Raw genomic sequence first — 26,394 nt, 5'->3', positions numbered from 1 at the left:
TTCAAAAGAAACCGATTGAGGTGTAGTGATGCTTGCCAACCCCGCCACCAAATACGTCCCCTTCGCGCCCTTTACCCGCGATTTCTCCGAACGCACCTGGCCCAGCCGCCGCATCACGAAGGCGCCGATCTGGATGAGCACGGACCTGCGCGACGGCAACCAGGCGCTGATCGAGCCGATGAGCGTGGAACGCAAGGTCCGCTTCTTCGAACAGCTCGTGAAGATCGGCTTCAAGGAAATCGAAGTCGGTTTCCCGTCCGCGTCGCAGACCGACTTCGACTTCGTGCGCAAGCTCATCGACGAGAAGCGCATTCCCGATGACGTGACCATCATCGTGCTGACCCAGTCGCGCGAAGACCTGATCAGCCGCACCGTGGAAGCCGCCGCGGGCGCCAAGCAAGCCATCGTCCACATGTACAACGCGTGCGCACCGGCCTTCCGCAAGGTCGTGTTCAACATGTCCAAGGACGAGATCAAGAACATCGCCACCACCGGCACGCGCCTCATCAAGCAGTACACGTCGCAGCGTCCCGAAACCAAGTGGGGCTACGAATACTCGCCCGAAGTCTTCAGCACGACCGAACCCGAATTCGCGCTGGAAGTCTCCGACGCCGTCGCCGAGGTGTGGCAGCCCACGCCCGACAACAAGATGGTGCTGAACCTGCCCGCCACCATCGAGGCCACGACGCCCAACCTGTACGCCGACCAGATCGAGTGGATGCACAAGAACCTGGCCCGCCGCGACAGCATCGTGCTCAGCGTCCATCCGCACAATGACCGCGGCACCGCCGTGGCTGCCGCCGAGTTTGCCGTGATGGCCGGCGCCGACCGCATCGAAGGCTGCCTCTTCGGCAGCGGCGAGCGCACCGGCAACGTCGACCTCGTCACGCTGGCGCTCAACCTCTACACGCAGGGCGTGCACCCCGGCCTGGACTTCTCGGACATCGACGAAGTGCGCCGCTGCGCCGAGTACTGCAACCAGTTGCCCGTCCATCCGCGTCATCCGTACGCGGGCGACCTGGTCTTTACCGCGTTCTCGGGCTCGCACCAGGACGCGATCAAGAAGGGCTTTGCGTTGCAGAAGGCGGACGCCGTCTGGGAAGTGCCGTACTTGCCGATCGACCCCGCCGACCTCGGCCGCAGCTACGACGCCGTGATCCGCGTGAACAGCCAGTCGGGCAAGGGCGGTGTGTCGTACCTGCTCGAACAGGAACACGGCCTGGTGTTGCCGCGCCGCTTGCAGATCGAATTCAGCCGCGCCATCCAGCGCGTCACGGACGAGACCGGCCGTGAAGTCACCGCCGACGACGTGCACACGATCTTCAACCGCGAATACCTTGAGCAGAAGGCGCCGTGGAAGCTGATCCGTCATCGCATCGACGGCGATCCGTCCGCCGGCGAAGGCCAGCACTTCAGCATCGAAGCCGAACTTGAATACAACGGCGAACGCCGCATCGTGAGCGGCAAGGGCGACGGCGCAATTTCCGCCTTCGTGGCCGCGCTGGACGTGCCCGTGCGCATCATGGATTACCACGAGCACGCCATCGGCACCGGCACCGGCACGCGCGCCGCATCCTATGTCGAACTGCGCGTCGGCGAATCCGCCACGGGCTTTGGCGTGGGCATCGACCGCGACATCGTGACGGCCTCGTTCCAGGCCGTGCTGAGCGCCGTCAACCGCCACATCAATTCCGGCGCCGTCACCGCCGAACAGGAAGCCGCCGAAGCCGTGTGATCCACGACCAGGCCTGAAGCCCCCGACAACGGGGCACAAAACGAAGCCCGCCTTATCCGGCGGGCTTTTTCATTGCGGGCAGGGTGTCTGACACCATCCCACAGCGGAAGCGGCGCAGTCAGCCATGAGGTCAGCCGCGCGGCCACATGTCGGAGGCGCCAATATCCGGCGCATTCGCGGCCAGCAGGCGCGCATGGATCCACGCACCGATGGCGAGCAGGCGATGGTCCTCATAGCGTGCGCCGACGAGCTGCAAGCCCACCGGCAGGCCCTGCGGACCCGTGGCGAATGGCAGGTTCAGGCAAGGCAGACCAAACAAGGTCCACGCGCGCGAGAACTGCGGATCGCCCGTGCCCAGGTCGGCGAAGGGCGCTTCGCCGCTGGCGCTGGGGGCAATCAGCACGTCGTACTGCTGGAACCACGCGTCGACCCGCGCACGCGATTCGGCGGCCCTTTGCAGATTCTTGATGTGCTGTTCCGCGCTGATGTGCGCGCCGGATTCCAGGATAGCCTGCAGCTTGGGACTGAGCTGCACGGCGTGCTCCAGCCGTTCATACGCAAGCGCCTGCGAGGCCTCGAACGCCATGATGTCCGAATGCAATTGCACCAGCACGCAATGCTCCGGCGGCAGCGGCACTTCTTCGACCTTGGCGCCCGCGCGCGACAGGATCGCCGCGGCCTGCGCGAAGGCCTCTTTGGTTTCGGGCTGCGCGTGGCGCCATTGCAGGCTGCGGTACATGCCCACGCGCGGCGCGTCGTGATAGGACAGATCCAGCATGCGCGGATCGCGCATCAGGACCGACGAAAACAACGCCACGTCTTCGACGGAGCGCGCGAATCCGCCGACCGTGTCCAGCGATTCGGCCAGGCTTTTCACGCCGGCGCGGGAGATCCCGCCGAACGTGGGCTTGAAGCCGACCACACCGCAATACGATGCCGGCCGGATGATGGAGCCTGCAGTTTGCGACCCCAGCGCAAAGGGCACCATGTCGTCGGCCACCGCGGCGGCCGAGCCGCTGGACGAGCCGCCGGGCGTGTAGGCCTCGTTGCGCGGATTGCGGGTGGGGCCGGCCTGGTAGGTGGCGAATTCGGTGGTGACCGTCTTGCCGATGACGACGGCGCCCGCGCCGCGGCACAGCGCTACTGAGGCGGCATCCTGGCCGGGACGGTGGCGGTCGTAGATGGGAGACCCGTAGCGGGTGGGCAGGTCGGCGGTATCGAACAGGTCTTTCACGCCGATGGGCAGGCCGTGCAGCGGACCGCGCAACGCGCCGCGGTCGAGGGTTTCGGCCTGATCGAGCGCGGCCTGCTTCTGCAGGGCCGTCCAGGCATGGACGGTGTTCTCGCGCTGTTCGATGCGCGCGAAGCAGGCGCGCACCAATTGCACTGCGGTCAGTTCGCGCCGTTGCAGCTTGCGCGCGGCTTCGACCGCGCCCAGTCTGTTCAAGGCAGTAGACATGATTCTTTCCTCTTTGCCGGTGCCGCGACGAGCGCGGAAAAACATACTGCGCACCCGGTCCCCTTGACCGAGGGTATGCCCGGCATAACTGCCTGCCCGAGAAAGCAAGCGTCATGCCCGGCAAACCGACCTTGCCATTGTGCGTGCTGCGTCAATTGGGAAAAACACCGAAAGAACGGGTTTTCCGCGGAATAACGCGCTGCGCCATGGCTTTGTGTTGTTGCGTTCGCATCAGCATAGCGCAAACCCCTGCAATACAAAGTTCATATTCCTCAAGTAAAGTGAAATCGTTTTCAGCAAATCAGCAGCGATTCATCAATGGCTACGCGCCCGTCGCCCCGCTTTTCCATCATCGAAGTGGCTCGCAAGGCGGGGGTGTCGCCGGCGACGGTGTCGCGCGCGTTCAACCAGCCGGAGATCGTGCATCCCGACACGCTGGCGCACATCCGCAACATCGCGAAGCGCGCCGGCTTTCGGCCCAACCGCGTGGGCCGCAGCCTGCGTTCGGGCAGCACGCGCACCATCGGGCTGATCCTGCCGACGCTGTCCAATCCCGTGTTTGCCGAGTGCTTCGAAGGCGCCGAACGCCGCGCCCGTGAATCGGGCTACAGCGTCATGCTGACCGCCACCGGCTACGACCCCGCCGTCGAATCGGCCGCCGTGCAGGGCTTGATCGACCATCAGGTCGATGGCCTGATCCTGACGGTGGCCGATGTCAGCAAAAGCGCCACGCTGGACGATCTGGACCGCAGCGGCATCCCTTACGTGCTGGTCTACAACGAATCCAACGACCATCCCTTTGCGTCTGTCGACAATCGCGCCGCGGCAAGCGACATGGTGGCCCACCTGGCCGCGATGGGGCACAAGCGCATCGCGCTGGTGACCGGACCGCTGACCGCCTCGGACCGCGCGCGCCGCCGCCTGATGGGCGCGCGCGCAAGCGCCAAGAAGCTGGGCCTGGACGCGATCCAGCACATCGCCATGAGCTCGCACACCGGCAGCGACGTGGACGCGCTGAAGGCCGCCTTGCGCGGCAAGCAGGCGCCCACGGCACTCTTCTGTTCCAACGACCTGCTGGCCACCGCCGTCATCGCCGACCTGGTGGGACTGGGGTTGTCGGTGCCCGCCGACATTTCCGTGTGCGGTTTTGACGGCATGCGCTTTGGCGCGTTGCTGACCCCGCCGCTGACCACTGTCGCGCAGCCCAGCGACGGCATCGGCCAGACGGCGTGCTCGAACCTGCTGGCGCAGATTCATGGCCAGCCGCCGCAATCGAACCGCCTGCCGCATTGCATCGTCGTCGGCGGCACCGCGGCGTCCGTGCGCCGCTAAGCCCGCTACCCACCATTCCGACAACTTCCAGACCGCCATGCTCATCGCACAAATCACCGACCTCCACATGCGCACCCCGGGAGACAAGGCCTACGGCATCATCGACCCGGCGGCCTTCCTGGCGCCCGCGGTGCGCGCGCTGAATGCGCTGACGCCGCGCCCTGATTGCGTGCTGATCACCGGCGACCTGACGGACCTGGGCAAGCCCATCGAATACCAGACGCTGCGCGAGCATCTGCAGGCGCTGGAGATTCCATATTTCCTGCTGCCCGGCAACCACGACGACCGCGCCCAATTGCGCGCCGCGTTTCCCGACCACGCGTACCTGCAGGACGGCGGTCAATTCGTGCAGTACGCCATCGAGACCTATCCGCTGCGCATGCTGGCGCTGGACACCGTGGTGCCGATGAAGAGCCACGGCGAACTCTGCCAGACGCGCCTGGACTGGCTGGCAGAGCGCCTGGCCGAACAGCCCGGCCGCCCCACGCTGGTGCTGATGCACCATCCGCCGTTCCTGACCGGCATCGAGCACATGGACGACATTGGCCTCTTGGCCGGCGCACCGGAACTGGAACGCATCGTCGCCCGCTATCCCAACGTCGAACGCGTGCTGTGCGGCCATCTGCATCGCACGATCTTCCAGCGCTTTGGCGGCACCATCGCATCGACCTGTCCCGGCACGGCCCACCAGCTTGCGCTGGAACTCGGTCCGCGACCGACGCTGCAATACATCATGGAACCGCCCGGCTATCAGCTGCATTGGTGGCAAGGCGGCAATCTGGTCACGCATCACGCCGTCATCGGGGATTACCCCGGCCCGTATCCCTTTGGTTGAAACCGGCGCGGGGAACCCGCGCATTGCCACATATCCGTCATGTTTGCGCTGCACAATGAAAAGGTTTTCATAACAGGCAACAATGCGGATCTAACAATTAGATCTTCGAGACAGCATGTCATCCATCGTTCTGGATAACCTCACCAAACAGTACGCCGGCGCGGCGGCGATCCAAGGCGTGAGCTTCACGGTTCCGGCCGGCAGCTTCACCGTTCTGCTGGGTCCGTCCGGTTGCGGCAAGTCGACGACGCTGCGCATGATCGCCGGCCTGGATACGCCCACGTCGGGCACCATCCGCATCGGCGACCGCGACGTCACGCAACTGCCGCCGGCCAAGCGCCGCATCTCAATGGTGTTCCAGTCGTACGCGCTGTTTCCGCACCTGTCGGTGCGCGAGAACATCCTGTTCGGCCTGAAGGTGCGCAAAGAGCCCGCCAAGGACTTCGACCGGCGCTTGAAGCGCGTGGCCGATCTGCTGGGCCTGTCGCACCTCTTGGACCGCAAGCCGTCGCAACTGTCCGGTGGTCAGCAGCAGCGCGTGGCGCTGGGCCGAGCCGTGATTTCCGAAGCGCCGGTCTGCCTGATGGACGAACCCCTTTCCAACCTGGACGCCCAGCTGCGCCACGAAATGCGCCGCGAGATCCGCGCATTGCAGCAAAGCCTGGGCATCACCATGGTCTACGTCACGCACGATCAGACCGAGGCCATGAGCATGGCCGATCAGGTGGTGCTGCTGCGCGGTGGCCAGATCGAACAGCACGACACGCCCGATGGCCTGTATGCGCGTCCGGCCAGTGAGTTCGCGGCGCGCTTCATCGGCACGCCGCCAATGAACCTGATCAACCTGACGCAGCAACAAGGTGCCACGATGATCACCGGCACGCAGGGCCCCGCCATCGCGAATGCGCCCGCCGGCGCCGTGAAGCTGGGCGTGCGTCCTGAACACATACGCATCGACGGCGACGGCATCGCAGCCACCGTCGAAAGCGTGGAATATTTCGGCGCGGACTCCATCGTGGTGTGCCGCATCGGCGACACGGGCGGCGTGGCCGTCCGGGTCGGCGGCCATCTGCGCGCAAGCGCGGGTGAGTCGCTGCGCCTGTCCTGGCCGGACGGGCAACAGCATTTCTTTGCCGCCGATTCGGCGGTCATCAACACCGACGGGCGCTAGAAGACGCCCAATCCACAGGAAAGGAAACACACCATGCGACGCATCGTACTCAAGACCCTGGCCGCCAGCCTGGCCGCCGCCTGCCTGTCTCTGCCTGTGCAGGCGCAGAACAAGCCCGTCGAGGTCGAGTTCTATTACCCGGTCGCCGTCGGCGGCCCGATCACCAAGATCGTCGACGACATGGTGACGGATTTCCAGAAGGAAAATCCCAACATCAAGATCAAGCCGATCTACGCCGGTTCGTACCAGGACTCCATCGCCAAGGCGCTGACCGCGCTCAAGGGCGGCACCCCGCCGCAACTGGCCGTGCTGCTGTCCACCGACATGTTCACGCTGATCGACGAGGACGCCATCGTTCCCATCGACGGCCTGGCCAAGACCGACGCCGACAAGAAGTGGCTGGGCGGCTTCTATGACGCCTTCATGCAGAACAGCCGCAGCGGCGGCCACACCTGGGGCGTGCCGTTCCAGCGTTCGACGATCGTCATGTACTACAACAAGGATCTCTTCAAGGCCGCCGGCCTGGATCCCGAAAAGCCGCCCAAGACCTGGGCCGAGCTGGTTGAATACGGCAAGAAGCTGACCAAGCAGGACGCCTCGGGCAACACGACGCAGTGGGGCATCGAGATCCCGTCGGGCGGCGCGTTTGCGTACTGGCTCTTCCAGGCGCTGACCACGCCCAACGGCGCGATCCTGATGAACGAAGCCGGCAACGAGGTCTACCTGGACAAGCCGGCGGTGGTCGAAGCCGCGCAGTTCTGGCGTGACCTGTCGGCCAAGCACAAGATCATGCCGACCGGCACGATCGACTGGGGCACCACGCCCAAGGACTTCCTGGAAAAGAAGGCGGCCATGGTGTGGACCACCACCGGCAACCTGACCAACATCCGCAAGAACGCCGACTTCCCGTTTGGCGTGGCGATGATGCCGCAGCAAAAGCGCGGCGGCAGCCCCACGGGCGGCGGCAACTTCTACATCTTCAAGAGCGGCACGCCGGAACAGCAAGCTGCGGCACTGAAGTTCGCGCAATGGGCCACCACGCCCGAGCGCGCGGCCGACTGGAGCATCGCCACGGGGTACGTGGCCGTGACGCCGGCCGCCTGGCAGACCGAAAAGATGAAGAAGTATGCGCAAGAAGTGCCGGCCGCCACGGTCGCGCGCGACCAGCTGGAAGTCAGCGTGGCGGAATTCTCCACGCATGAAAACCAGCGCGTCACCAAGACCCTGAACGACGCCCTGCAGGCAGCGCTGACGGGTTCGAAGACGCCGCAGCAGGCCCTGACCGACGCGCAGCGCGAGTCCGATCGCATACTGCGTTCCTACAAGTAAACCGACCGCACGCACGATGAGCCGCTCTTTGAATGCGCTTTATGGCTGGCTGCTTCTGCTGCCAGCCATCGTGCTGCTCGCCGCCTTCACGCATTACCCGGCGGTGGCGACGCTTTGGCACAGCTTTTTCTCCACCCCAAAGGGCGCGCGCCCGGCCCGCTTCGTCGGGCTGGACAACTACGCGGTCATGCGCGACGACCCCGTGTTCTGGCAATCGTTGTGGAACAACCTGTGGTTTGCGCTGGGCACCATTCCCACCTCGATCGGCATCGCGCTGATCATGGCGCTGTGGGTCAACCGCAACCTTGCCGGGCGCGGGTTCCTGCGCATGGCGTACTTCACGCCGACGGTGCTGCCGATGGTGGCAGTCGCCAACATCTGGCTGTTCTTCTACACGCCGCAATACGGGCTGATCGCGCAGGTGATGGGCTGGTTCGGCGCGGCGGGTCCCAACTGGCTGGGCAACCGCGAAACCGCGCTGCCCGCGCTGATGCTGGTGACCGTCTGGAAAGAGGCGGGCTTTTTCATGATCTTCTATCTGGCGGCGCTGCAGACGGTGTCGCCGTCGCTGCGTGAAGCGGCCATGCTGGAAGGCGCCTCGCGCTGGCAGTATTTCCGTCGCATCCTGTGGCCGCTGCTCATGCCCACCACGCTCTTCGTGCTGATCAATGCGCTGATCAACGCGTTCCGGCTGGTCGACCACGTGGTCGTGATGACGCGCGGCGGACCGGACAACGCCAGCACCTTGCTGCTCTATTACATCTACCAGGTGGGATTCAGCTTCTGGGACACGGCTTACGCCGCGACCCTGACCGTCGTGTTGCTGGTGGTGCTGGCGCTGACCGCGCTGATCAAGTTCCGCTGGCTGGACCGCAGGACGCACTACCAATGAAAGACAAGCTCGATACCCTGGGCGCGTGGGCGCTGGGCCTGTTGTGGATCCTGCCGCTGGCCTACGCGATGTGGGCGGCGTTCCATCCGCCGGCGTACGCCACCCGCTTTGATCTCTTCGCGCCGCTGACGCTGGACAACTTCGTGCGCGCCTGGAATGCGGCGCCGTTTCCGCGCTACTTCCTGAACACGTTCGTGCTGGTCACGATGGTGCTGGCCGCGCAGCTCGTGCTGTCGACGCTGGCGGGCTACGCGTTTGCGCGCTTCGAGTTCCGCGGCCGCGATTTCGTCTTCATGCTGGTGCTGTTGCAGCTGATGATCATGCCCGACGTGCTGCTGGTGGAAAACTACCGGTCGATGAGCCTCCTGGGCGTGCGCGACACGGTGTTCGCGATCGGCCTGCCGTACTTTGCCTCGGCCTTCGGCATCTTCCTGTTGCGTCAGACCTTCAAGACGGTCCCGCGCGAACTGGAAGAAGCGGCCCGCATGGAGGGCGCGAATGCGCTGCAGATCCTCTGGAAGGTGTATGTACCGCTGGCCAAGCCGATCTACGTGGCCTACGGGCTGGTGTCGGTCAGCCACCACTGGAACAACTTCCTGTGGCCGCTGATCATCACCAATTCGGTCGAATCCCGGCCGCTGACGGTGGGCCTGCAGGTGTTCTCGTCCACGGACCAGGGCATCGACTGGTCCGTGATCACGGCCGCGACCCTGATGTCGGCCGCGCCGCTGCTGATCGCGTTCCTGCTGTTCCAGCGCCAGTTCGTGCAGTCGTTCATGCGGGCGGGGATCCGGTAGGATCGGGCGGTTCGCCCCCGTCGCGCCGCAACAAAAAACCCCGCCTGGGCGGGGTTTAGTACGTCTGGGGACAGGCGGCGGGGATCAATACCCCACGGTCAGACCGGGCAGGTCCACCGTGATGCGCGGACGCTCCAGCGCCAGCGCCAGGTGCTCGGCGAATTCGCGGGCTTCCTTTTCGTCGGTGGATAGCGTGTCGTAGCCCAGCGCGTCGGCCACGCCCAGCACCTTGTCCAGCAACAGGACCTTGCCGCTGGGCCGCAACGGCTCGCAGCCCAGGGTTTCCCAGGCGCTGTCAAACCAATCGCGCGCATCGGCCTGGCGTTGCGGAGAGGTTTCGACGTTTGCGGAAAGGTCCAGCGAACGCCGGGGGTCAAAAACGATGGTGATGTCGCTGCGCATGGGAATGGGGCTCCGTCAGAGGGCGTCAGGCCCGTAGAGTAGGCAAAAAACGCCGGACAGATTGTCCGCCCGGCGACATATTGCTACCAGCCCCGCGACACTTCCCAGGTGACCTCGGCGCCGGCGGCCTGCGACTGGCGCATCATGTCCAGCAGGGGGAAGGCACGTTCCTTCAGGCCCACCGCGCGCGCCATCGGGGCGGCGGGCGCCTTGTCCTCGTCTTCCTCGTCGTGGCTGTCATGGGTGTGCTGGTACTCGTCGATCGCGCGTTCGATGCCGCTGATGGCCGGTCCAAGCTGCTCCACGGTAAAGACGCCGCGCTCGGGGATCTTGTCGCCGACCGGCTTGCCTGCCGCCTGCAACAGGGCGCCGGCGTGGTCGGTCAGCATCAGGACTTCGGCCACGACCTTGGAGTGAAAAGTGATCAGCATATTCCGGTCTCCTACATTGATTACCTTAGCTCCGTACACTACCCCAACGCCCCCATGATGCCAACTGGCGCCCCCAAATCAACTATGATTCAGGGGTTTCCCGTGACAGCAGGCGCCGCGCCGGCCCTGCCTGCGCAACGCGCAACGGCTTGCCGGCCCCCGCCGGACGGACCCGGAAGCCAGCCTGCGGGCACGGCACGGATTGCCGGCAGGCCGCAAGCGCCGTGCCGCCCTCGTCACTCACTCAGAACCTCGCCAGACGCCCATGCTCCTCGAGCAACAAAAACAGCTTATCTCCCTGATCCAGGCCGCCGTCGCGCAAAGCCTGCCCGACGCCCAGCCCAATGTGCTGCTGGAGCGCCCCAAGGTTGCCGCCCACGGCGACGTCGCCACCAACGTGGCCATGCAGCTCGCCAAGCCCGCGCGCCGCAATCCCCGCGAACTGGCCCAGGGCATCGTCGACGCCGTGATGGCCAATCCCGACGCCGCCGCGCTGGTCGAAAGCGCCGAAGTGGCCGGCCCCGGCTTCATCAACCTGCGCATCACCCCGGCGGCCCGCCAGGCGGTGATCGCCGCAGTGGCCGAGCAGGGCGACACGTACGGACGCGCCGCGCGCCTGGGCGAAAAGATCCTGGTCGAGTTCGTGTCGGCCAACCCCACCGGCCCGCTGCACGTGGGCCATGCCCGCCAGGCCGCGCTGGGCGACGCACTGTGCCGCCTGTACGACGCCGTCGGCTGGGACGTCACCCGCGAGTTCTATTACAACGACGCCGGCAACCAGATCCATAACCTGGCGATCAGCGTGCAGGCCCGCGCCCGCGGCCTGACCACCGAATCCCCGGACTGGCCCGAAGACGGCTACAAGGGCGACTACATCGCCGACATCGCCCGCGACTTCCAGGAAGGCAAGACCATCCAGGCGTCCGACGGCGAGCCCGTCACCGCCACGGGCAACGTTGAAAGCCTGGACGACATCCGCGTCTTTGCCGTGGCCTATCTGCGCCGCGAGCAGGACCTGGACCTGCAGGCCTTCGGCCTGGCGTTCGACAATTACTACCTGGAAAGCTCGCTCTACACGTCCGGTCGCGTCGAAGCGACGGTCAAGGCGCTGGTCGCCGGCGGCCATACCTACGAAGAGGGCGGCGCGCTGTGGCTGCGCACCACCGAACTGGGCACGGGCGACGACAAAGACCGCGTCATGCGCAAAAGCGAGGGCGGCTACACCTATTTCGTGCCCGATGTGGCCTACCACAAGGCCAAATGGGAGCGCGGCTTTCACCGCGCCGTGAACATCCAGGGCAGCGACCACCACGGCACCGTGGCCCGCGTGCGCGCCGGTCTGCAGGCGCTGGAAGAGGGCATCCCGAAGGACTACCCGTCCTACGTGCTGCACAAGATGGTCAAGGTGATGCGCGGCGGCGAAGAGGTCAAGATCTCCAAGCGCGCCGGCAGCTATGTCACCATGCGCGACCTGATCGACTGGGTCGGCCGCGACGCGGTGCGCTACTTCCTGATCCAGCGCCGCGCCGACACGGAATTCGTGTTCGACGTGGACCTGGCCCTGTCCAAGAGCGACGAGAACCCCGTTTATTACATCCAGTACGCCCACGCGCGCATCTGCTCGGTCATCAACAACGCCGGCATGCCGGCCGCCGACGTGGCCCAGGCCGACGCCTCGCTGCTGACCGCGCCGACCGAATTCGCGCTGATGCAGCGCCTGGCCGAGTTCCCCCAGGTGGTGGCGCTGGCCGCCCAGGATCTGTCGCCGCACCACATCGCGTTCTGGCTGCGCGACTGCGCATCGGACTTCCACGGCTGGTACAACGCCGAGCGCGTGCTGGTCGACGACACTGCCGTGAAGCTGGCCCGCCTGCGCCTGGCCGCGACCACCCGCCAGGTGCTGGCCAACGGGCTCGCGCTCTTGGGCGTTTCCGCGCCCGAGCGGATGTAACATCGGTTCATGGCAACCAAGCGCAAATCCACCCGCCGTTCCTCCGGCGAAAGCGGCAGCACCCTGTACGGGGCGCTGGCCGGTCTGCTGATAGGGCTGATCGTCGCCGCCGTCGTCGCGTTCTATGTCACCAAGGCGCCCGTTCCCTTCGTGGACCGGGCCAGCCGCCAGGGCGATACGGGCAAGCTGCCCGATCCGCGCACGGCGCCGGACCCCAATGCCGGCCTGTACGGCCGCGACGGGGCCGCCGGTGCGCCGCCCACCGGCCCCACCGCCACCGCGCCGGCCCCGCTGCCGGGCGCAGGCGCACCGGCCAAGGGCGACGAAACCCCCTCCAAGCTGGACGACCTGGGCGCGCTGATCGCCACGCTGCCGACCTCCCGGGCACCGGCCGCCGCCCCGTCGGCGCCCCCCGCCACGGCATCCGCGCCCACGCCCATCTCCAAGGCCGCCCCCACGGCGACGGCAGCCGCCAAGCCGTCCGCGCCCGCCGCCACCGGCACGTACTACCTGCAAGCCGGCGCCTTCCGCGGCGAGAACGATGCCGAATCGCTGAAAGCGCGCATCATCCTGCTGGGCCTGCCGGTTGCGGTGCAGAAAGCCGAACTCAACGGCAAGCCCATCAACCGCGTCCGGGTCGGTCCGTTTGCCCGCCTGGACGACATGAACCGGGCGCGCGGCCGCCTGGGCGAGAACAAGATCGAGACCGCCGTGGTGCGCCAATAACGGCGCGCGGCGGATCGTTTTGCATTGAACTAATCCGGCCCCGGGCCTGTCTGTAGCCTTTTATTCAGGAACCTCACCCATGCTGTCCCCCAAGCTCATCCGCATCCTGGCAGCCGCCGCGCTGACCGCCACGGCGTTCTTCAGCCCGGCCAGCCACGCGCAAGGCGCCCAGCAGTACGTGCCGATCAACCCGCCGCTGCCGTCGGACACCCCGGGCAAGGTCGAGGTCCTGGAATTCTTCGCCTACACCTGCCCGCACTGCGCCGCCATGGAACCCATGGTCGAAGACTGGGCCAAGACCGCGCCGTCCGATGTCGTGCTCAAGCAGGTTCCCATCGCCTTCAACGCCGGCATGAAGCCGCTGCAGCAGCTGTACTACACGCTGCTGGCCTTGGACCGTCCCGACCTGCACCCCAAGGTCTTCACGGCCATCCACGGCGAGCACAAGCGCCTGTTCGACAAGAAGGCCATGGGTGAGTGGATTGCCACCCAGGGTGTGGACCGCGCCAAGTTTGACTCGGTGTTCGATTCGTTCAGCGTGCAGACCCAGGTGCAGCGCGCCAACCAACTGGCCGAGGCCTATCGCATCGAAGGCACCCCGTCGTTTGCCGTGGGCGGCAAGTTCATGACCTCGCCGGTCATGGCGGGCAACAGCTACGAAGGCGCGCTGAAGGAAGTCAACGCGCTGATTCCGATGGCGCGCGCGAAGTAATCCGCGCAAGGATTCGCGCACGATCTGCGCAATACCCGCATCGCAAACGCCCCAAGCCTTTTCCAGGCCGGGGCGTTTTTTTTCAGCCTTCATTCAGCTGCGCCGGCAAGGGGCCGGGCTACACTTTCGCCATAAAAATCGCCGCACGCACGGCATCAAATGGGTGGAAGACAAATGAAAAAGCACTTCTCGCGCAGCAGCGCGGCGCTGGGCCTGTGCCTGTCGCTCGCAACGGGCCTGGCCCACGCCAACGCCGCCGACGGCGTCAAGATCGGCGTGTTGACGGACATGGCGGGCGTCACCGCCGACGCCACGGGCAAGGGGTCCGTGGAAGCCGCCCGGCTCGCCATCGAGGAAATGGGCGGCACGGTGCTCGGCAAGCCCATCACGCTCGTGTCCGGCGATCACCAGCACCGCCCCGACATCGGCAGCAGCATGGTCCGCAAGTGGTACGACACGGAAGGCGTGGACGTGGTGGTGGACGTGCCCAACTCGTCTGTCGCGCTGGCTGTGCAAGGCATCGCGCGCGAAAAGAAAAAGCTGGTGCTGTTCTCCAGCCCCGGCACCACCGCGCTGACTCAGGCGCAATGCTCGCCCTACGGCGTGCAGTGGACCTACACCACCTACGCGCTGTCGCGCGGCACCGCCACCGCGGTCGTGAAAGAAGGCGGCAAGCGCTGGTTCATCCTGGCGTCCGATTACGCGTTCGGCAAGCAGCTTGCCGCCGACACCGAAACCGTCGTCAAGGCCAAGGGCGGCGAGATCGCCGGCACGGTCTTCCATCCGCTCAACGCGTCGGACTTTGCGTCCTTCCTGCTGCAGGCGCAGGGCTCCAAAGCGCAGATCATTGCGATTGCCAACGCGGGCGGCGACACCATCTCGGCCATCAAGCAGGCCGCGGAATTCGGCATCGGCGGCACGCAGCAACTGGCGGCGATGCTGCTGCTGTTGACCGACGTGCACAGCCTGGGCCTGGCCGCCGCGCAAAAGACCTACCTGACCGTACCGTCGTATTGGGACATGAACGACGGCACCCGCGCCTTCACCAAGAAGTTCGAGGCGCGCGTGGGCCGTCCGCCCACCTTCCTGCAGGCCGGCGTCTACAGCTCGGTGCGCCACTACTTGCAGGCGGTGAAGGCAGCCAATTCGGTCGATTCGGACGCGGTGATGGCCAAGATGAAATCCATGCCGATTGACGATCCCTTCAGCCTGAACGCGCACATCCGCGCCGACGGCCTGGTGGTGCGCGACATGATGCTGGCGCAGGTGAAGACGCCCGAACAGTCCAAAGCGCCCTGGGATTACTACAACATCGTCAGCACCATTCCCGGCGAATCGCTGGCGTGGCCGCTGTCCGACAGCCAATGCCCGCTGGTCAAGCCATGACGCAGGAACTGGCGCTGGCGGACTTCGGCAGCTTTTATGCGGGCGGGCGGCCCGTGCGGATCGAAGGTCAGCCCAAGCGCGACATTGCCTTCACGCAGACGGCGTCGCTGGCCTACGACCCCAACGGCCTCTATCACTTCGAGCAGGCCTACGTGCAGTACTTCATCCCGGCGCGGCTGGCGCATCCGCTGCCCATCGTGCTGCTGCACGGCGGCGGGATGACCGGCGCGATGTGGGAGCAGACGCCCGACGGCCGGCCCGGCTGGATGCAGCATTTCCTGCGCCAGGGCCATGCGGTCTATGTGGTGGACAACGTGGAGCGCGGGCGCGCCGGCTGGGCGCCGTTCACGCAGGTCTGGCCCGAGCCGCCCATCATCCGCAACGCCGAGGAAAGCTGGTCGCTGTTCCGCTTCGGACGCGCCGAGGATTACGCGGCTCGGCAGGCGTTTGCGGGACAGCGTTTTCCGGTTGGCCATTTCGACGACTTCATCCGCCACGCCGTGCCGCGCTGGCTGGGCAACAACGATGCCGCGTTACAGGGCTTTTGCGCGGTGCTGGACCGGGTCGGGCCCTGCATCGTGCTGGCCCACAGCCACGGCGGCGAAGTGGCCTACCGGGCGCTGCACGCGCGGCCGGATCTGGTGCGCGGGGTGATCGGCATCGAGCCGTCCGGGTTTTCCAACGAGGTTGTCGCGGAAAGTGTGGCGGCAAAGCCGTTTCTGTTCGTTTATGGCGACTATCTGGACGCGACGCCGCTCTGGGAAAAGCTCACCGCAACAGGCGCCGCCTATGCCGATAACCTGGCGCGCCACGGCGGGCGGGTGCAGACGTGGCGGCTGGCGGATATGGGCATAGCGGGCAATTCGCACATGCCGATGATGGATGACAACAGCGACGATATCGCGGCACGCATCGGCGCGTGGATACGCGAATCGGCGGCGTGATCACGCCCGTCAATGCAACGCGGCGGCCTTGCAGCCGCCGCGTGTGGGTCTTGCGGGCGTAGTCGCACGCCTATTGCGCACTTACTCCGCGATCATTCCTTGACGGCCGCGGCCTGTTCAAAAGCCTGCGTCAGGTCCGCAATGATGTCCTCAGGCGACTCCAGCCCGATGTGCAGGCGCACGACCGGGTTCTCGCCTTCGCCCCAATAGCCGTGCTTGGACAGATCCTTCGGCGACACAAGCTGCACCAGGCTTTCATAGCCGCCCCACGAGAAGCCGATGCCAAAGAGCGTCAGCGCATCGACAAAGCGGCGCGCGGCGGCCGGCGACAGGGCCAGTTCGGCCGACAGCATGCCGTTCGAACCCGTGCAATCGCGTTGCCACAATTCATGGCCCGGATCCTTGGGCCAGGCCGGATGGAACAGGCGCACGGTCTCGGGACGGGAATCCAGGAACTCGCACACCTGCATCGCGTGGCGCGCGTGCTGGGCCATGCGGATGGGCATGGTGCGCACGCCGCGCAGCGCCAGCCACGCGTCGTCGGCGCTGATGGAGTAACCCATCGCGTACTGCGTGCGGTTCAGCTTGCGGGCGATGCCTTCGTCGTTGGTGACCACCGCGCCCAGCATCAGGTCGGAGTGTCCGCCCACGTACTTGGTGCCGGCAATGACCGAGACCTGCGCGCCCAGCGTCAACGGCCGGTAGATGTAGCCGGAACCCCAGGTGTTGTCGGTAGCCAGCACCAGCCCGTGGCGCTGCGCGATGGCGGCCATGGCGCCCATGTCCAGCATCTCGAACAACAGCGAGCCGGGCGATTCCACATACAGCAGCGTGGTGTTGGGCCGCACCAGCGCATCGACGTCTTCGCCGGCGGCGAAGTACGTGATTTCGATGTTCATGCGCTTGAGCACCGCATCGTCCAGCTCGCGCATCGGGCCATACACGCTGTCGGAGATCAGCGCGTGGTCGCCGGCGGAGCACAGCGCCATCATCACCATCGTCATGGCCGACAGGCCCGAAGACGCCAGGTAGCAATGCGTGCCGCCTTCCAGCTGCGTGAAGACCTCTTCCAGCGCGGCATGGGTGTCCATGCCCATGCGCCCGTACGTGGACGCGCGGCCGCCCGCTGCCTTGCTGCGCTGCGCGTTTTCCAGCGCGGCGATATTGGCAAAGCGCACCGTGCTGGCCCGCATGGGCGGCAGCGGCACCGGCGCCGTGCCGGTCTCGGGGTTGAACGGGGCAGTGCCCGCGTGCTGGAGAACCGTATCGATGTGTTTGGTAGGCATCTTGTAGAGGTGCGTCAAAACCGGGAAAACCAAACCATATCAGGACGCGGCGGGAATTTCAGCCGATCCATTGGACCGTCTCGGACAATTCCGCGCGCCGGGTGCGGTAGCTATTGGCCGGATGCGCCGTGTCCTCGAAGCCGAACGAGATCCCGCAGACCACCCGCCGGCCGGGTCCGATGCCCAGCACTTCGCGCAAAACCTCGGGATACATCGCCAGCGACGCTTGCGCCACGGTCGCAACCCCATTGGCCTGCGCCGCCAGCAGAAAATTGGCGACGTACCCGCCGCAGTCCATCGCGCCGTACTCGCCCAGCGCCTCGTCGGTCGTGATGATGGCGACGTGCGGTGCGTCGAAGAGGGCGAAGTTGCGCATCTCCTGGCGCCGGTAGGCTTCGCGGTCGCCGCGCGGCACGCCGACGGCGCCGTACAGCTGGAAACCGGATTCGCGGCGGCGGGCCAGGTATTCGTCGCGGTATTCGCGCGGAAACGGGAAATCAGGCGTAAAGCCTTCGACCTGCGCGCGGCGTTCAAGCGCGTCGCGCAGCCGACGCGTGCCGTCGCCTTCGGTGATCGCCACCTGCCACGGCTGGCAGTTGCACCAGGACGCCGTGCGCTGCGCCAGCGTCAATATGCGTTCGACGGTCGCGCGAGGCACAGGCTGTGGCAGAAAGGCGCGGCAGCTGTGGCGGGCCAGCAGCCAGTCTTCTAGTGCGGTATCGGGCAGGGCATCGTTGGCGTTATTGGTGTTATTGGCGTTCTGAGCTGCAACGGTCATGATCGGTCTGTCTCCTGTCGTGGTCGGCTTTGCCCTTATCATGCCACTTGCTGTCCGCCACCGTCCCGCCCGTCGCATCCGCGGGTCCGTTACCAAAGAGACTCCATGCTGCCCCTCGACACCCTCATCGCATTCTTTGGCATTGCCGTGCTGCTGGCGCTGACGCCGGGGCCGGACAATCTCTTTGTGCTGATGCAGTCCGCCATCTGGGGACGCAAGGCGGGCATGTTCGTGGTGCTGGGGTTGTGCACCGGACTGCTGGGACACACGGCGGCAGTTGCGGTTGGCCTGGCCGCCGTTTTCGCCGCGTCGCCCGTGGCGTTCACGGTGCTAAAGCTGGCAGGCGCGGCCTATCTGGCGTACTTGGCCTGGCAGATCCTGCGCGCCCCCGTCGAATCCGAAGACGGCAAACGTCCCGAACCCATGCGCCCCGGCGCGCTGTACCGCCGCGGCATCGTCATGAACCTCACCAACCCCAAGGTGCTGCTGTTCTTCTTCGCCTTCCTGCCGCAATTCACGTCGCCGCGACTGGGATCGGTGGGCGTGCAGACCATGCAACTGGGCGCGGTGTTCATCGTGTCGACACTGCTGGTGTTCGGCGCGATCGCGTTCTTCTCGGGCGCGTTCGGCGAACTGCTGCAGCGCTCGGTCACCGCCAAGCGCTGGCTGAACCGCATTGCCGCACTGGTGTTCGTGGGGCTGGCGGTCAGGCTGGCGACGGCGTCGCGCTAGTTTGCACGCGCCTTGAACCGCACGATGCCATCGGCATCCTGCGCCCGCGTCAGCTTGCCTTCGAAGTACAGCGCATGCAGATGCGCCAGCGCCTCGCCCATCGCGAACGTCAACTGGTGCAGATCCAGCTTGCGCTTGAACAGCACCGGCACGATATCCGACGTGGATTGCGGCTGAACGGCACAGGCTTCCAGCACTTCCGCCAGCCGGTCCCGATGATGCTCGTGCTGCTGCTTGATACGTTCATGCAGCCCCTTGAACGGGCGCCCATGCGAAGGCAGCACCAGCGTGTCATCCGGCAAGCCGTCGTACCCATCAAGCGACCGCAAATACAGGGGCAGGGGATTGGCGTCAGGTTCGTAATCGAACACGCTGACGTTCGTGGAAATGCGCGGCAGCACCATGTCGCCGGAAATCAGCACGCCCAGGTCAGGCGAGAACAGCGACGCGTGTTCCGGCGCATGGCCGTAGCCCACGATGACGCGCCAATCGCGCCCGCCGATACGCACCTGATCGCCGTCCATGATGCGCGTATAGCGCGACGGCACGGCAGGCACCAGATTCGGGAAATAGTTGGCGCGCTGGCGGATCTGTTCTTGCGCGTCCGGGTCCGTCAGGCCGTGACGGGCGAAGTGCTCGACCGCCGATTGGCCACCGGGACCCGCGCCGGCATCGGTGCGGCGCGACGACCACAGCGACGCCACCATGTAGTCCGTCATCGTCATCCACAGGCGCGCGTTCCAGCGCTCGCACAGCCAGTAGGCCAGGCCGATGTGGTCCGGATGCATGTGGGTGACCAGCACGCGCAGCACGGGCAGGCCGTCCAGCTCGTTCTTGAACACGTCTTCCCACAGCGTCTTCACTTCATCGCGCGAAATGCCGCAGTCGACGACCGTCCAGCCGTCCTGACCGTCGATGTTGTCGCGCAGCAGCCAGAGGTTGATATGATCCAGCGCGAACGGCAGCGGCATCCGGATCCATTTGACGCCCTCCGCCACCACATGCGCGCGGCCGGCCTCGGGCTGGAAATCGGCCCAGGGATACTGAAGCTTCTGTTCGTTGGGATTCATTGCCTCTCGCTCCACGCTTGACGATCACGTCAAGTCATCATAATTTACGTTTACGTAAACTGCCACACGTCGCATGCCCTCGTCAACCTGGACCATCTCCGAGCTCGCCCGCGAGTTCGACGTCACGCCCCGCACGATCCGCTTCTACGAAGACCAGGGGATCGTCAGCCCGGCGCGCGAGGGCCGCAACCGCATCTTCGGACCGCGCGACCGCACGCGCCTGAAACTGGCCCTGCGCGGCAAGCGGCTGGGCCTGCAACTGTCCGAGATCCTGACGCTGATCGACATGTACGACGGTCCCGGCGACACCGAGGTGCAGTTGCGCCAGTATCTGTCCGTGCTGGAACAGCATCGTGCCACGCTCGAGCAGCAGCGCCGCGACATCGACGACACCCTTCAGGAAATCAGCGAGCAGGAACGCCAGTGCCGCGTCCTCCTGGCGCAGAAGCCGTAGTCCGCATGGCTGTGTTTCAAACCATCGGGCTCTTCGTCCTGACCGCGCTTGCGGAAATCATCGGCTGCTACCTGCCTTATCTATGGCTGCGCAAGGGCCATTCCATCTGGCTGCTGGCGCCCGCCGCGCTGAGCCTGGCGCTGTTCGCCTGGCTGCTGACGCTGCACCCGACGGCGTCGGGCCGCGTGTATGCCGCGTACGGCGGCGTCTACATCGGCATGGCGCTGCTATGGCTGTGGGCGGTGGACGGCGTGCGGCCCAGCGCAAGCGACTGGATCGGCGTTGGCTTGTGCATCGCGGGGATGCTGGTGATCATGTTCGGTCCGCGCAGCACGTAATTCATCCTGCCCGACACGAAAAAAAGCGCGCGTGCCCCCAGGGCCGCGCGCTTTTCATTGGCCGCTGCTTACTCGGCCTTGATGTTGCTTTCCTTGATAAGACGGGCGTTGTTCGTGAACTCGGCCTGCACCTGCTTTGCAAACGCCTCGCCCGACGCCGTACCCGGCTGCAGGAACGACTTGGCCAAGATCTCCTGGAACTCGGCGCTAGCCACGGCCTTGGTCAACGCGGCCTGCAACGGCCGCGACACCGTCGGCGGCAGGTTGGCCGGCGCGAAGATGCCGAAGTTCGAGTAATACTGCGCCTGCGGCAGCTTCAGCTCGGCCATCGTCGGCACATCCGGCCACGCGGCCAGACGCTGCGGCGCCATCACCGCCAGCGGCTTGAGCGCGCCGTTGGCCACGTGCGGCAGCACGACGTCGCTGTTCACCACCAGCAGCTCCACCACGCCGCCCAGACCGTCGGTCAGCGCCTGGCTGTTGCCGCGATACGGCACGTGCAGCATCTTGGTGCCGGTCTGCGCGGTGACCGCCGCCATGCCGATATGCGCGACCGTGCCCTGGCCCGGCGTGCCGTAGCGCACGCCTTCGGGATGCGACTTGGCGTATTCCACCAGGCCCGCAAAATCCTTCACCGGCAACGCCTTCGTCGCCACAATGGCGACCGGCGCCACAGCCACGCTGGCCACCGGCGTCAGGTCCTTCATCGGGTCGTAATTGGTCTTGGCCAGATGCGGAAAGATCGTCAGCGGGCTGCTCGAGGCCAGCAGCAGCGTGGTGCCGTCCGGCTGCGCACGCGCCACGTAGTCGGTACCCACCGAGGCGCCCGCGCCCGGCTTGTTCTCGACGATGACCGTAATGTTGGCTTCCTTGCGCAGCGCGTCGCCCAACCGGCGCGCGATCGCATCGGCGCTGCCGCCGGCCGTGTAGGGCACGACCACGGTAACGGGCTTGGCCGGCCAGCTCTGCGCCATCGCGCCGCTAGCCATGATTGCCAGGGCCGCCCCCGCGGCCTTGATCAGCAATGTCTTCTTTTTCATATCGTCCTGGTGATTTGCGTAGCACTGCGTTGGTGAAACGGACTGCGGTAAAGCACATCAGGCAAGGTAGCGTTGCGCCAGGCGAACCCAGTACGACGCCCCCGCCGGAATCAAGGAATCATTGAAGTCATAACTGGCGTTGTGCAGCATGCACGGGCCCAGGCCGTGGCCCGCCATGCGATGCTCGCCGTCGCCATTGCCCAGGAACACGTAGCAGCCCGGCTTTTCCTGCAGCAGGAACGCAAAGTCTTCCGAGGCCATGGCCGGTTCGATGGTGAGTGCGCGGTCCTCGCCCACGACCTCGCGCATCACGCCCATGCAGAACTCCGTCTCGGCCACGGTGTTGACCAGCGCCGGGTAGCGGCGTTCGAAGTACACCTCGGCCTCGCAGCCGTGCGCCGCGGCGATGCTGGGTGCGATCTCCTGCATGCGCCGCTCGATCAGGTCCACCACGTCCGTGCTGTACGCGCGCACCGACCCGCCCAGCCACGCAGTATTGGGAATCACGTTGATGACGCTGCCCCCCGCCTGAACCTGCGTGATCGACAGCACCGCCGCATCCAGCGGACGCTTGCTGCGCGTCAGGATCGTCTGCAGCGACTGGCCGATGGCAAAGAGCGCCGGCACCGGGTCATTGCAGTCCTGCGGCGCGGCGGCGTGGCCGCCCTTGCCCTTGACCGTGATCTTGAAGCCGTTGGCCGCCGCCATCATGGGACCGGCACAGACGCCGAACGCACCGGCCGGCAGGCCCGGCCAGTTGTGCATGCCAAACACGGCCTCGCACGGAAAGCGCGTGAACAGGCCATCCTGGATCATCGCGCGGCCGCCCGCGCCGCCTTCCTCGGCCGGCTGAAAGCACAGGTACACGGTGCCGTCGAAGCCGCCCGCCGTCTGCAAATGCTGCGCCGCAGCCAGCAGCATGGCGGTGTGGCCGTCGTGGCCGCAGCCGTGCATCTTGCCGTCGTGGCGCGAGCGGTGCTCGAACTGGTTTTCTTCCTGCATGGGCAACGCGTCCATGTCGGCGCGCAGCATGATGGCCCGGTCCGACGTCCCCCGCTTGATCACCCCGACCACGCCCGTCTTGGCAATGCCCGTATGCGTTTCGATGCCCCAGCCGCGCAGCGTGTCGGCCACCACCTTGGCCGTGCGGTGCTCTTCGTAGCAAAGCTCCGGATGCATGTGGATGTCGCGGCGCAACGCCACGATGTCGTCCAGGTTGGATAATTCGAGCACAGCAGACTCCATCGGATATTTCAGGATTAAAGGGTCATATCAAGTATTGCCCATCGCCCCTGCCGCAGCAGTGCATCACGCGCTAGGGATAACCCTCATCCAATTTACGTTTACGTAAACGTAATATTTGCACTGCATCATTGCGCAGCGCCGGACGATCGGCGCATCATGGATCACCCCCGCGACGGCGGCCAAGACACGCCCGCGCAGATCCATGAATGTAAGTACCTACTATCACGGAGACACTGATGAATCTTCCCGGCCTGAACTTCGACCTGGGCGAAGACCTGGACATGCTGCGCGACGCCGTACGCAACTTCGCGCAGGCCGAGATCGCGCCGCGCGCCGCGGAAGTCGATCGCAGCGACCAATTCCCCATGGACCTGTGGCGCAAGTTCGGTGACCTCGGCGTGCTCGGCATGACCGCCGACGAGGAATACGGCGGCGCCAACATGGGCTATCTGGCCCACATGGTCGTCATGGAGGAAATCTCCCGCGCCAGCGCCTCCATCGGCCTGTCGTACGGCGCGCACTCGAACCTGTGCGTGAACCAGATCAACCGCAACGGCACCGCCGCCCAGAAGGCCAAGTACCTGCCCAAGCTGATCTCCGGCGAACACGTCGGCGCGCTGGCCATGAGCGAACCGGGCGCCGGCTCCGACGTCGTCAGCATGAAGCTGCGCGCGGAAAAGAAGGGCGACCGCTACGTGCTGAACGGCACCAAGATGTGGATCACCAACGGCCCGGACGCCGACACCCTCGTCGTCTACGCCAAGACCGACCCCGAGGCCCACCAGCGCGGCATCACCGCCTTCCTGGTCGAAAAGGGTTTCAAGGGCTTTTCCGTGGCGCAGAAGCTGGACAAGCTGGGCATGCGCGGCAGCCACACCGGCGAGCTGGTGTTCCAGGACTGCGAGATCCCCGAGGAAAACGTGCTGGGCCAGGTCAACGGCGGCGTGAAGGTGCTGATGAGCGGCCTGGACTACGAACGCGCCGTGCTGTCCGGCGGCCCGCTGGGCATCATGCAGGCCGTGATGGACGTGGTGGTGCCTTACATCCACGACCGCAAGCAGTTCGGCCAGGCCATCGGCGAATTCCAGCTCATCCAGGGCAAGGTCGCCGACCTGTACACCACGCTGCAAGCCAGCCGCGCCTTCTGCTATCAGGTCGGCAAGAACCTGGACAAACTGGGGTCCGACCACGTGCGCCAGGTGCGCAAGGACTGCGCCGCGCTCATCCTGTACACCGCCGAAAAGGCCACGTGGATGGCGGGCGAGGGCGTGCAGATCCTGGGCGGCAACGGCTACATCAACGAATACCCGGTCGGCCGCCTGTGGCGCGACGCCAAGCTGTATGAAATTGGCGCCGGCACCAGCGAAATCCGCCGCATGCTGATCGGCCGCGAACTCTTCAACGAAACCGCCTGACGCCTTATCCACAGCCCGCGCCATGATCCGCACGTCCGACATCCAGCACATCGAGCAGGCTCCCGCGCCGGGACCCTCTCCGCTGGAGGTCGCTCGCCTGATCCTGGCCGGCTTTGACCGGCACTACGCGCTGTTTCGCTACAGCGCGCAGCGCGCCAAGGCGCTGTTCGAATCCGGCGACTGGCACGGCATCCAGCATCTGTCGCGCGAACGCATCGAGTACTACGACATGCGCGTGCGCGAATGCGCCACGCAACTGGAAGGCGTGCTGCGCGGGCGGCCAGAGGGTGCGGTTGGCGGTGCGGTTGGCAATACGGGCAACGGCGCGGAGCACGCCGCCAAGAACGGCAATGGCGCCGCCGCCCCGTCCCTGACCGACGCGCAGACGGCGTACTGGCAGCAGATCAAGCAGGAGTTCGTCGGCCTCCTGGGCGAACACCGCCAGCCCGAATGCGCCGAGACCTTCTTCAACTCGGTCTCGTGCCGACTGCTTCACCGCGACTACTTTCACAACGATTTCCTGTTCGTACGCCCGGCAGTCGCCACCGACTACCTGGACAGCAGCGTGCCGTCCTACCGCGTGTACTACCCGGTGACCGACGGCCTGGAAAAAAGCCTGATCCGCATGGTGGCCGACTTTGGTCTCGCGCTGCCCTTTGAAGACCTGCCGCGCGACACGCGATTGCTGGCGCGCGCCGCGGTGTCCAAGCTTCGCGCGGTCCTGCCGCGCCACGTCGGCCGGCGCATCGCCACCGATTGCCAGCTCCACGCGCTGGGGTCGCTGTTCTTTCGGAACAAGGGCGCCTACATCGTCGGCCGCCTGATCAACCAGACCACCGTCTATCCCTTTGCCATCGCGCTGACGCGCAATCCGGCCGGGCAGGTGACGCTGGACGCGCTGCTGCTGGGCGCGGACGACCTAAGCACGCTGTTCAGCTTCACCCGCGCGTATTTCCTGGTGGACATGGAAACGCCCGCGGCGGTGGTCAACTTTCTGTCGAGCCTGTTGCCGCGCAAGCCCAAGGCCGAGCTCTACACCATGATCGGCCTGCAAAAGCAGGGCAAGACGCTGTTCTACCGCGACTTCCTGCACCACCTGGCCCACTCGCGCGACGCCTTCGACATCGCCCCCGGCATCAAGGGCATGGTGATGTGCGTGTTCACGCTGCCGTCTTATCCGTACGTGTTCAAGCTCATCAAGGACCGCATCGACAAGGACGGCATGGATCACGCCACCGTGCGGCGCAAGTACCAGATGGTCAAGCTGCACGACCGCGTGGGCCGCATGGCCGACACCTGGGAATATTCACAGGTGGCCCTGCCGCGCGCCCGCTTTGCGCCCGCGCTGCTCACCGAACTGCGGCGCCTGGTGCCCAGCCTTATCGAGGAAACCGGCGACACCGTCGTCATCCGCCACGTCTACATCGAACGCCGGATGACGCCGCTGAACCTGTATCTGCAGCAGGCGCCCGACGCGCTGCTGGACCACGCCGTGCGCGAATACGGGGACGCCATCCGGCAACTGGCCGCGGCCAACATCTTCCCCGGCGACATGCTTTACAAGAATTTCGGCGTCACGCGCCTGGGCCGCGTCGTCTTTTATGACTACGACGAAATCCAGCGCATGACCGAGATGAACTTCCGGCGCATTCCGCCGGCCCCGAACGAAGAAGCGGAGATGGCCTCCGAACCCTGGTACGCCATCGGCCCGAACGACGTCTTCCCCGAGGAATTCGGCCGCTTCCTGCTGGGCGACGCACGCGTGCGCGGCGCCTTCATGCGTCACCATGCCGACCTCCTGGAACCGGACTGGTGGCAGGCCTGCCGCGCCCATGTGGCGCAAGGCCGGATCGAAGAATTTTTCCCTTACGATAAGGACAGACGCTTGCGTGCAGACCGCCCTTCAAACGGCAACGCGGTGTTGTAACCCAATC

At 65.7% G+C, this 26,394-nt stretch carries 25 protein-coding genes; 17 read left to right on the top strand and 8 right to left on the bottom strand.

Going from position 1 to position 26,394, the window contains the following annotated elements; all coding sequences use genetic code 11:
- The first annotated feature begins 25 nt into the window (after positions 1 to 25).
- Positions 26 to 1,735 (top strand): 2-isopropylmalate synthase, encoded by a 1,710-nt coding sequence (gene leuA / locus CLM73_RS00655; protein WP_105236893.1) that lies wholly within the window; start codon positions 26 to 28, stop codon positions 1,733 to 1,735.
- A gap of 130 nt (positions 1,736 to 1,865) precedes the next feature.
- On the opposite strand, the gene CLM73_RS00650 is transcribed toward leuA, so the two are convergent.
- A complete protein-coding gene (locus tag CLM73_RS00650) occupies positions 1,866 to 3,194 on the bottom strand; it encodes an amidase (RefSeq protein ID WP_105236892.1) in 1,329 nt (442 codons plus the stop codon).
- Between the two features lie 318 nt (positions 3,195 to 3,512).
- Between CLM73_RS00650 and CLM73_RS00645 the strand changes: the two genes are divergently transcribed.
- The 6 genes from CLM73_RS00645 to CLM73_RS00620 all read left to right on the top strand — a co-directional run bounded on the left by CLM73_RS00645 (position 3,513) and on the right by CLM73_RS00620 (position 9,550).
- On the top strand, positions 3,513 to 4,526 hold the full coding sequence (locus CLM73_RS00645; protein ID WP_105236891.1) for a LacI family DNA-binding transcriptional regulator: 1,014 nt from the start codon (positions 3,513 to 3,515) through the stop codon (positions 4,524 to 4,526).
- Positions 4,527 to 4,563: 37 nt separating this feature from the next.
- Entirely contained in the window at positions 4,564 to 5,361 is a 798-nt protein-coding gene (locus tag CLM73_RS00640; RefSeq protein ID WP_105236890.1) for a phosphodiesterase, read from the top strand.
- Between the two features lie 115 nt (positions 5,362 to 5,476).
- Positions 5,477 to 6,532 (top strand): ABC transporter ATP-binding protein, encoded by a 1,056-nt coding sequence (locus CLM73_RS00635; RefSeq protein ID WP_105236889.1) that lies wholly within the window; start codon positions 5,477 to 5,479, stop codon positions 6,530 to 6,532.
- Between the two features lie 33 nt (positions 6,533 to 6,565).
- Positions 6,566 to 7,861, top strand: coding sequence for an ABC transporter substrate-binding protein (locus tag CLM73_RS00630; protein ID WP_105236888.1), 1,296 nt, complete (start codon positions 6,566 to 6,568; stop codon positions 7,859 to 7,861).
- A gap of 16 nt (positions 7,862 to 7,877) precedes the next feature.
- Positions 7,878 to 8,753 (top strand): carbohydrate ABC transporter permease, encoded by an 876-nt coding sequence (locus CLM73_RS00625; RefSeq protein WP_105236887.1) that lies wholly within the window; start codon positions 7,878 to 7,880, stop codon positions 8,751 to 8,753.
- Positions 8,750 to 9,550 (top strand): carbohydrate ABC transporter permease, encoded by an 801-nt coding sequence (locus CLM73_RS00620; RefSeq protein ID WP_056565737.1) that lies wholly within the window; start codon positions 8,750 to 8,752, stop codon positions 9,548 to 9,550. The genes CLM73_RS00625 and CLM73_RS00620 overlap by 4 nt, the downstream gene beginning before the upstream one ends.
- A gap of 84 nt (positions 9,551 to 9,634) precedes the next feature.
- Here the strand turns inward: CLM73_RS00620 and CLM73_RS00615 are convergent, their stop codons facing one another.
- Complete coding sequence (locus CLM73_RS00615) at positions 9,635 to 9,952, bottom strand: hypothetical protein (protein ID WP_105236886.1); 318 nt, start codon at positions 9,950 to 9,952, stop codon at positions 9,635 to 9,637.
- A gap of 83 nt (positions 9,953 to 10,035) precedes the next feature.
- On the bottom strand, positions 10,036 to 10,383 hold the full coding sequence (locus CLM73_RS00610) for a DUF1840 domain-containing protein (protein ID WP_105236885.1): 348 nt from the start codon (positions 10,381 to 10,383) through the stop codon (positions 10,036 to 10,038).
- Positions 10,384 to 10,648: 265 nt separating this feature from the next.
- On the opposite strand from CLM73_RS00610, the gene argS reads away from it, so the two are divergent.
- The 5 genes from argS to CLM73_RS00585 all read left to right on the top strand — a co-directional run bounded on the left by argS (position 10,649) and on the right by CLM73_RS00585 (position 16,102).
- Positions 10,649 to 12,334 carry an arginine--tRNA ligase gene (gene argS / locus CLM73_RS00605; RefSeq protein ID WP_105236884.1) on the top strand — a complete coding sequence of 562 codons (1,686 nt, stop codon included), beginning with the start codon at positions 10,649 to 10,651 and terminating at the stop codon, positions 12,332 to 12,334.
- A 9-nt stretch (positions 12,335 to 12,343) separates the two neighbouring features.
- A complete protein-coding gene (locus tag CLM73_RS00600; RefSeq protein WP_105236883.1) occupies positions 12,344 to 13,060 on the top strand; it encodes an SPOR domain-containing protein in 717 nt (238 codons plus the stop codon).
- 79 nt (positions 13,061 to 13,139) lie between these two features.
- The gene (locus tag CLM73_RS00595; RefSeq protein WP_056565750.1) at positions 13,140 to 13,772 is read left to right on the top strand and encodes a thiol:disulfide interchange protein DsbA/DsbL; all 633 of its coding nucleotides are present in this window, start codon (positions 13,140 to 13,142) and stop codon (positions 13,770 to 13,772) included.
- Positions 13,773 to 13,946: 174 nt separating this feature from the next.
- Complete coding sequence (locus CLM73_RS00590; protein WP_199778224.1) at positions 13,947 to 15,158, top strand: ABC transporter substrate-binding protein; 1,212 nt, start codon at positions 13,947 to 13,949, stop codon at positions 15,156 to 15,158.
- On the top strand, positions 15,137 to 16,102 hold the full coding sequence (locus CLM73_RS00585) for an alpha/beta fold hydrolase (RefSeq protein ID WP_105236881.1): 966 nt from the start codon (positions 15,137 to 15,139) through the stop codon (positions 16,100 to 16,102). The genes CLM73_RS00590 and CLM73_RS00585 overlap by 22 nt, the downstream gene beginning before the upstream one ends.
- Before the next feature lie 92 nt (positions 16,103 to 16,194).
- On the opposite strand, the gene metC is transcribed toward CLM73_RS00585, so the two are convergent.
- Both metC and CLM73_RS00575 read right to left on the bottom strand, forming a co-directional pair.
- Complete coding sequence (metC, locus tag CLM73_RS00580) at positions 16,195 to 17,388, bottom strand: cystathionine beta-lyase (protein ID WP_105241323.1); 1,194 nt, start codon at positions 17,386 to 17,388, stop codon at positions 16,195 to 16,197.
- Between the two features lie 58 nt (positions 17,389 to 17,446).
- Entirely contained in the window at positions 17,447 to 18,166 is a 720-nt protein-coding gene (locus tag CLM73_RS00575) for a nitroreductase (RefSeq protein WP_199778223.1), read from the bottom strand.
- Positions 18,167 to 18,271: 105 nt separating this feature from the next.
- Between CLM73_RS00575 and CLM73_RS00570 the strand changes: the two genes are divergently transcribed.
- A complete protein-coding gene (locus tag CLM73_RS00570; protein WP_105236880.1) occupies positions 18,272 to 18,898 on the top strand; it encodes a LysE family translocator in 627 nt (208 codons plus the stop codon).
- Here CLM73_RS00570 and CLM73_RS00565 read toward each other — a convergent pair.
- Positions 18,895 to 19,968: an MBL fold metallo-hydrolase gene (locus CLM73_RS00565; RefSeq protein ID WP_105236879.1), complete on the bottom strand. Its 1,074-nt coding sequence runs from the start codon at positions 19,966 to 19,968 to the stop codon at positions 18,895 to 18,897. The genes CLM73_RS00570 and CLM73_RS00565 overlap by 4 nt on opposite strands.
- A gap of 73 nt (positions 19,969 to 20,041) precedes the next feature.
- Here CLM73_RS00565 and CLM73_RS00560 point away from each other — a divergent pair, with 73 nt between their 5' ends.
- Positions 20,042 to 20,422, top strand: a complete 381-nt coding sequence (locus tag CLM73_RS00560; protein WP_105236878.1) for a MerR family transcriptional regulator — start codon at positions 20,042 to 20,044, stop codon at positions 20,420 to 20,422.
- 5 nt (positions 20,423 to 20,427) lie between these two features.
- Complete coding sequence (locus CLM73_RS00555) at positions 20,428 to 20,760, top strand: YnfA family protein (protein ID WP_105236877.1); 333 nt, start codon at positions 20,428 to 20,430, stop codon at positions 20,758 to 20,760.
- A 68-nt stretch (positions 20,761 to 20,828) separates the two neighbouring features.
- Here CLM73_RS00555 and CLM73_RS00550 read toward each other — a convergent pair whose 3' ends face one another.
- Complete coding sequence (locus CLM73_RS00550; protein WP_105236876.1) at positions 20,829 to 21,800, bottom strand: Bug family tripartite tricarboxylate transporter substrate binding protein; 972 nt, start codon at positions 21,798 to 21,800, stop codon at positions 20,829 to 20,831.
- A gap of 57 nt (positions 21,801 to 21,857) precedes the next feature.
- The gene (locus CLM73_RS00545) at positions 21,858 to 23,033 is read right to left on the bottom strand and encodes a M20 aminoacylase family protein (protein ID WP_082578974.1); all 1,176 of its coding nucleotides are present in this window, start codon (positions 23,031 to 23,033) and stop codon (positions 21,858 to 21,860) included.
- A gap of 248 nt (positions 23,034 to 23,281) precedes the next feature.
- Between CLM73_RS00545 and CLM73_RS00540 the strand changes: the two genes are divergently transcribed.
- Together CLM73_RS00540 and aceK are read left to right on the top strand one after the other, a co-directional pair.
- Positions 23,282 to 24,460 carry an isovaleryl-CoA dehydrogenase gene (locus CLM73_RS00540; RefSeq protein ID WP_056565773.1) on the top strand — a complete coding sequence of 393 codons (1,179 nt, stop codon included), beginning with the start codon at positions 23,282 to 23,284 and terminating at the stop codon, positions 24,458 to 24,460.
- Positions 24,461 to 24,482: 22 nt separating this feature from the next.
- Positions 24,483 to 26,387, top strand: coding sequence for a bifunctional isocitrate dehydrogenase kinase/phosphatase (gene aceK / locus CLM73_RS00535; protein ID WP_105236875.1), 1,905 nt, complete (start codon positions 24,483 to 24,485; stop codon positions 26,385 to 26,387).
- Positions 26,388 to 26,394: the final 7 nt, after the last annotated feature.

The sequence above is a fragment of the Achromobacter spanius genome (assembly GCF_002966795.1).
GTDB lineage: Bacteria > Pseudomonadota > Gammaproteobacteria > Burkholderiales > Burkholderiaceae_B > Achromobacter > Achromobacter spanius_D.
Note: the sequence above shows the minus strand (reverse complement) of the source record. Positions and strands in the feature narration are given on the sequence as shown.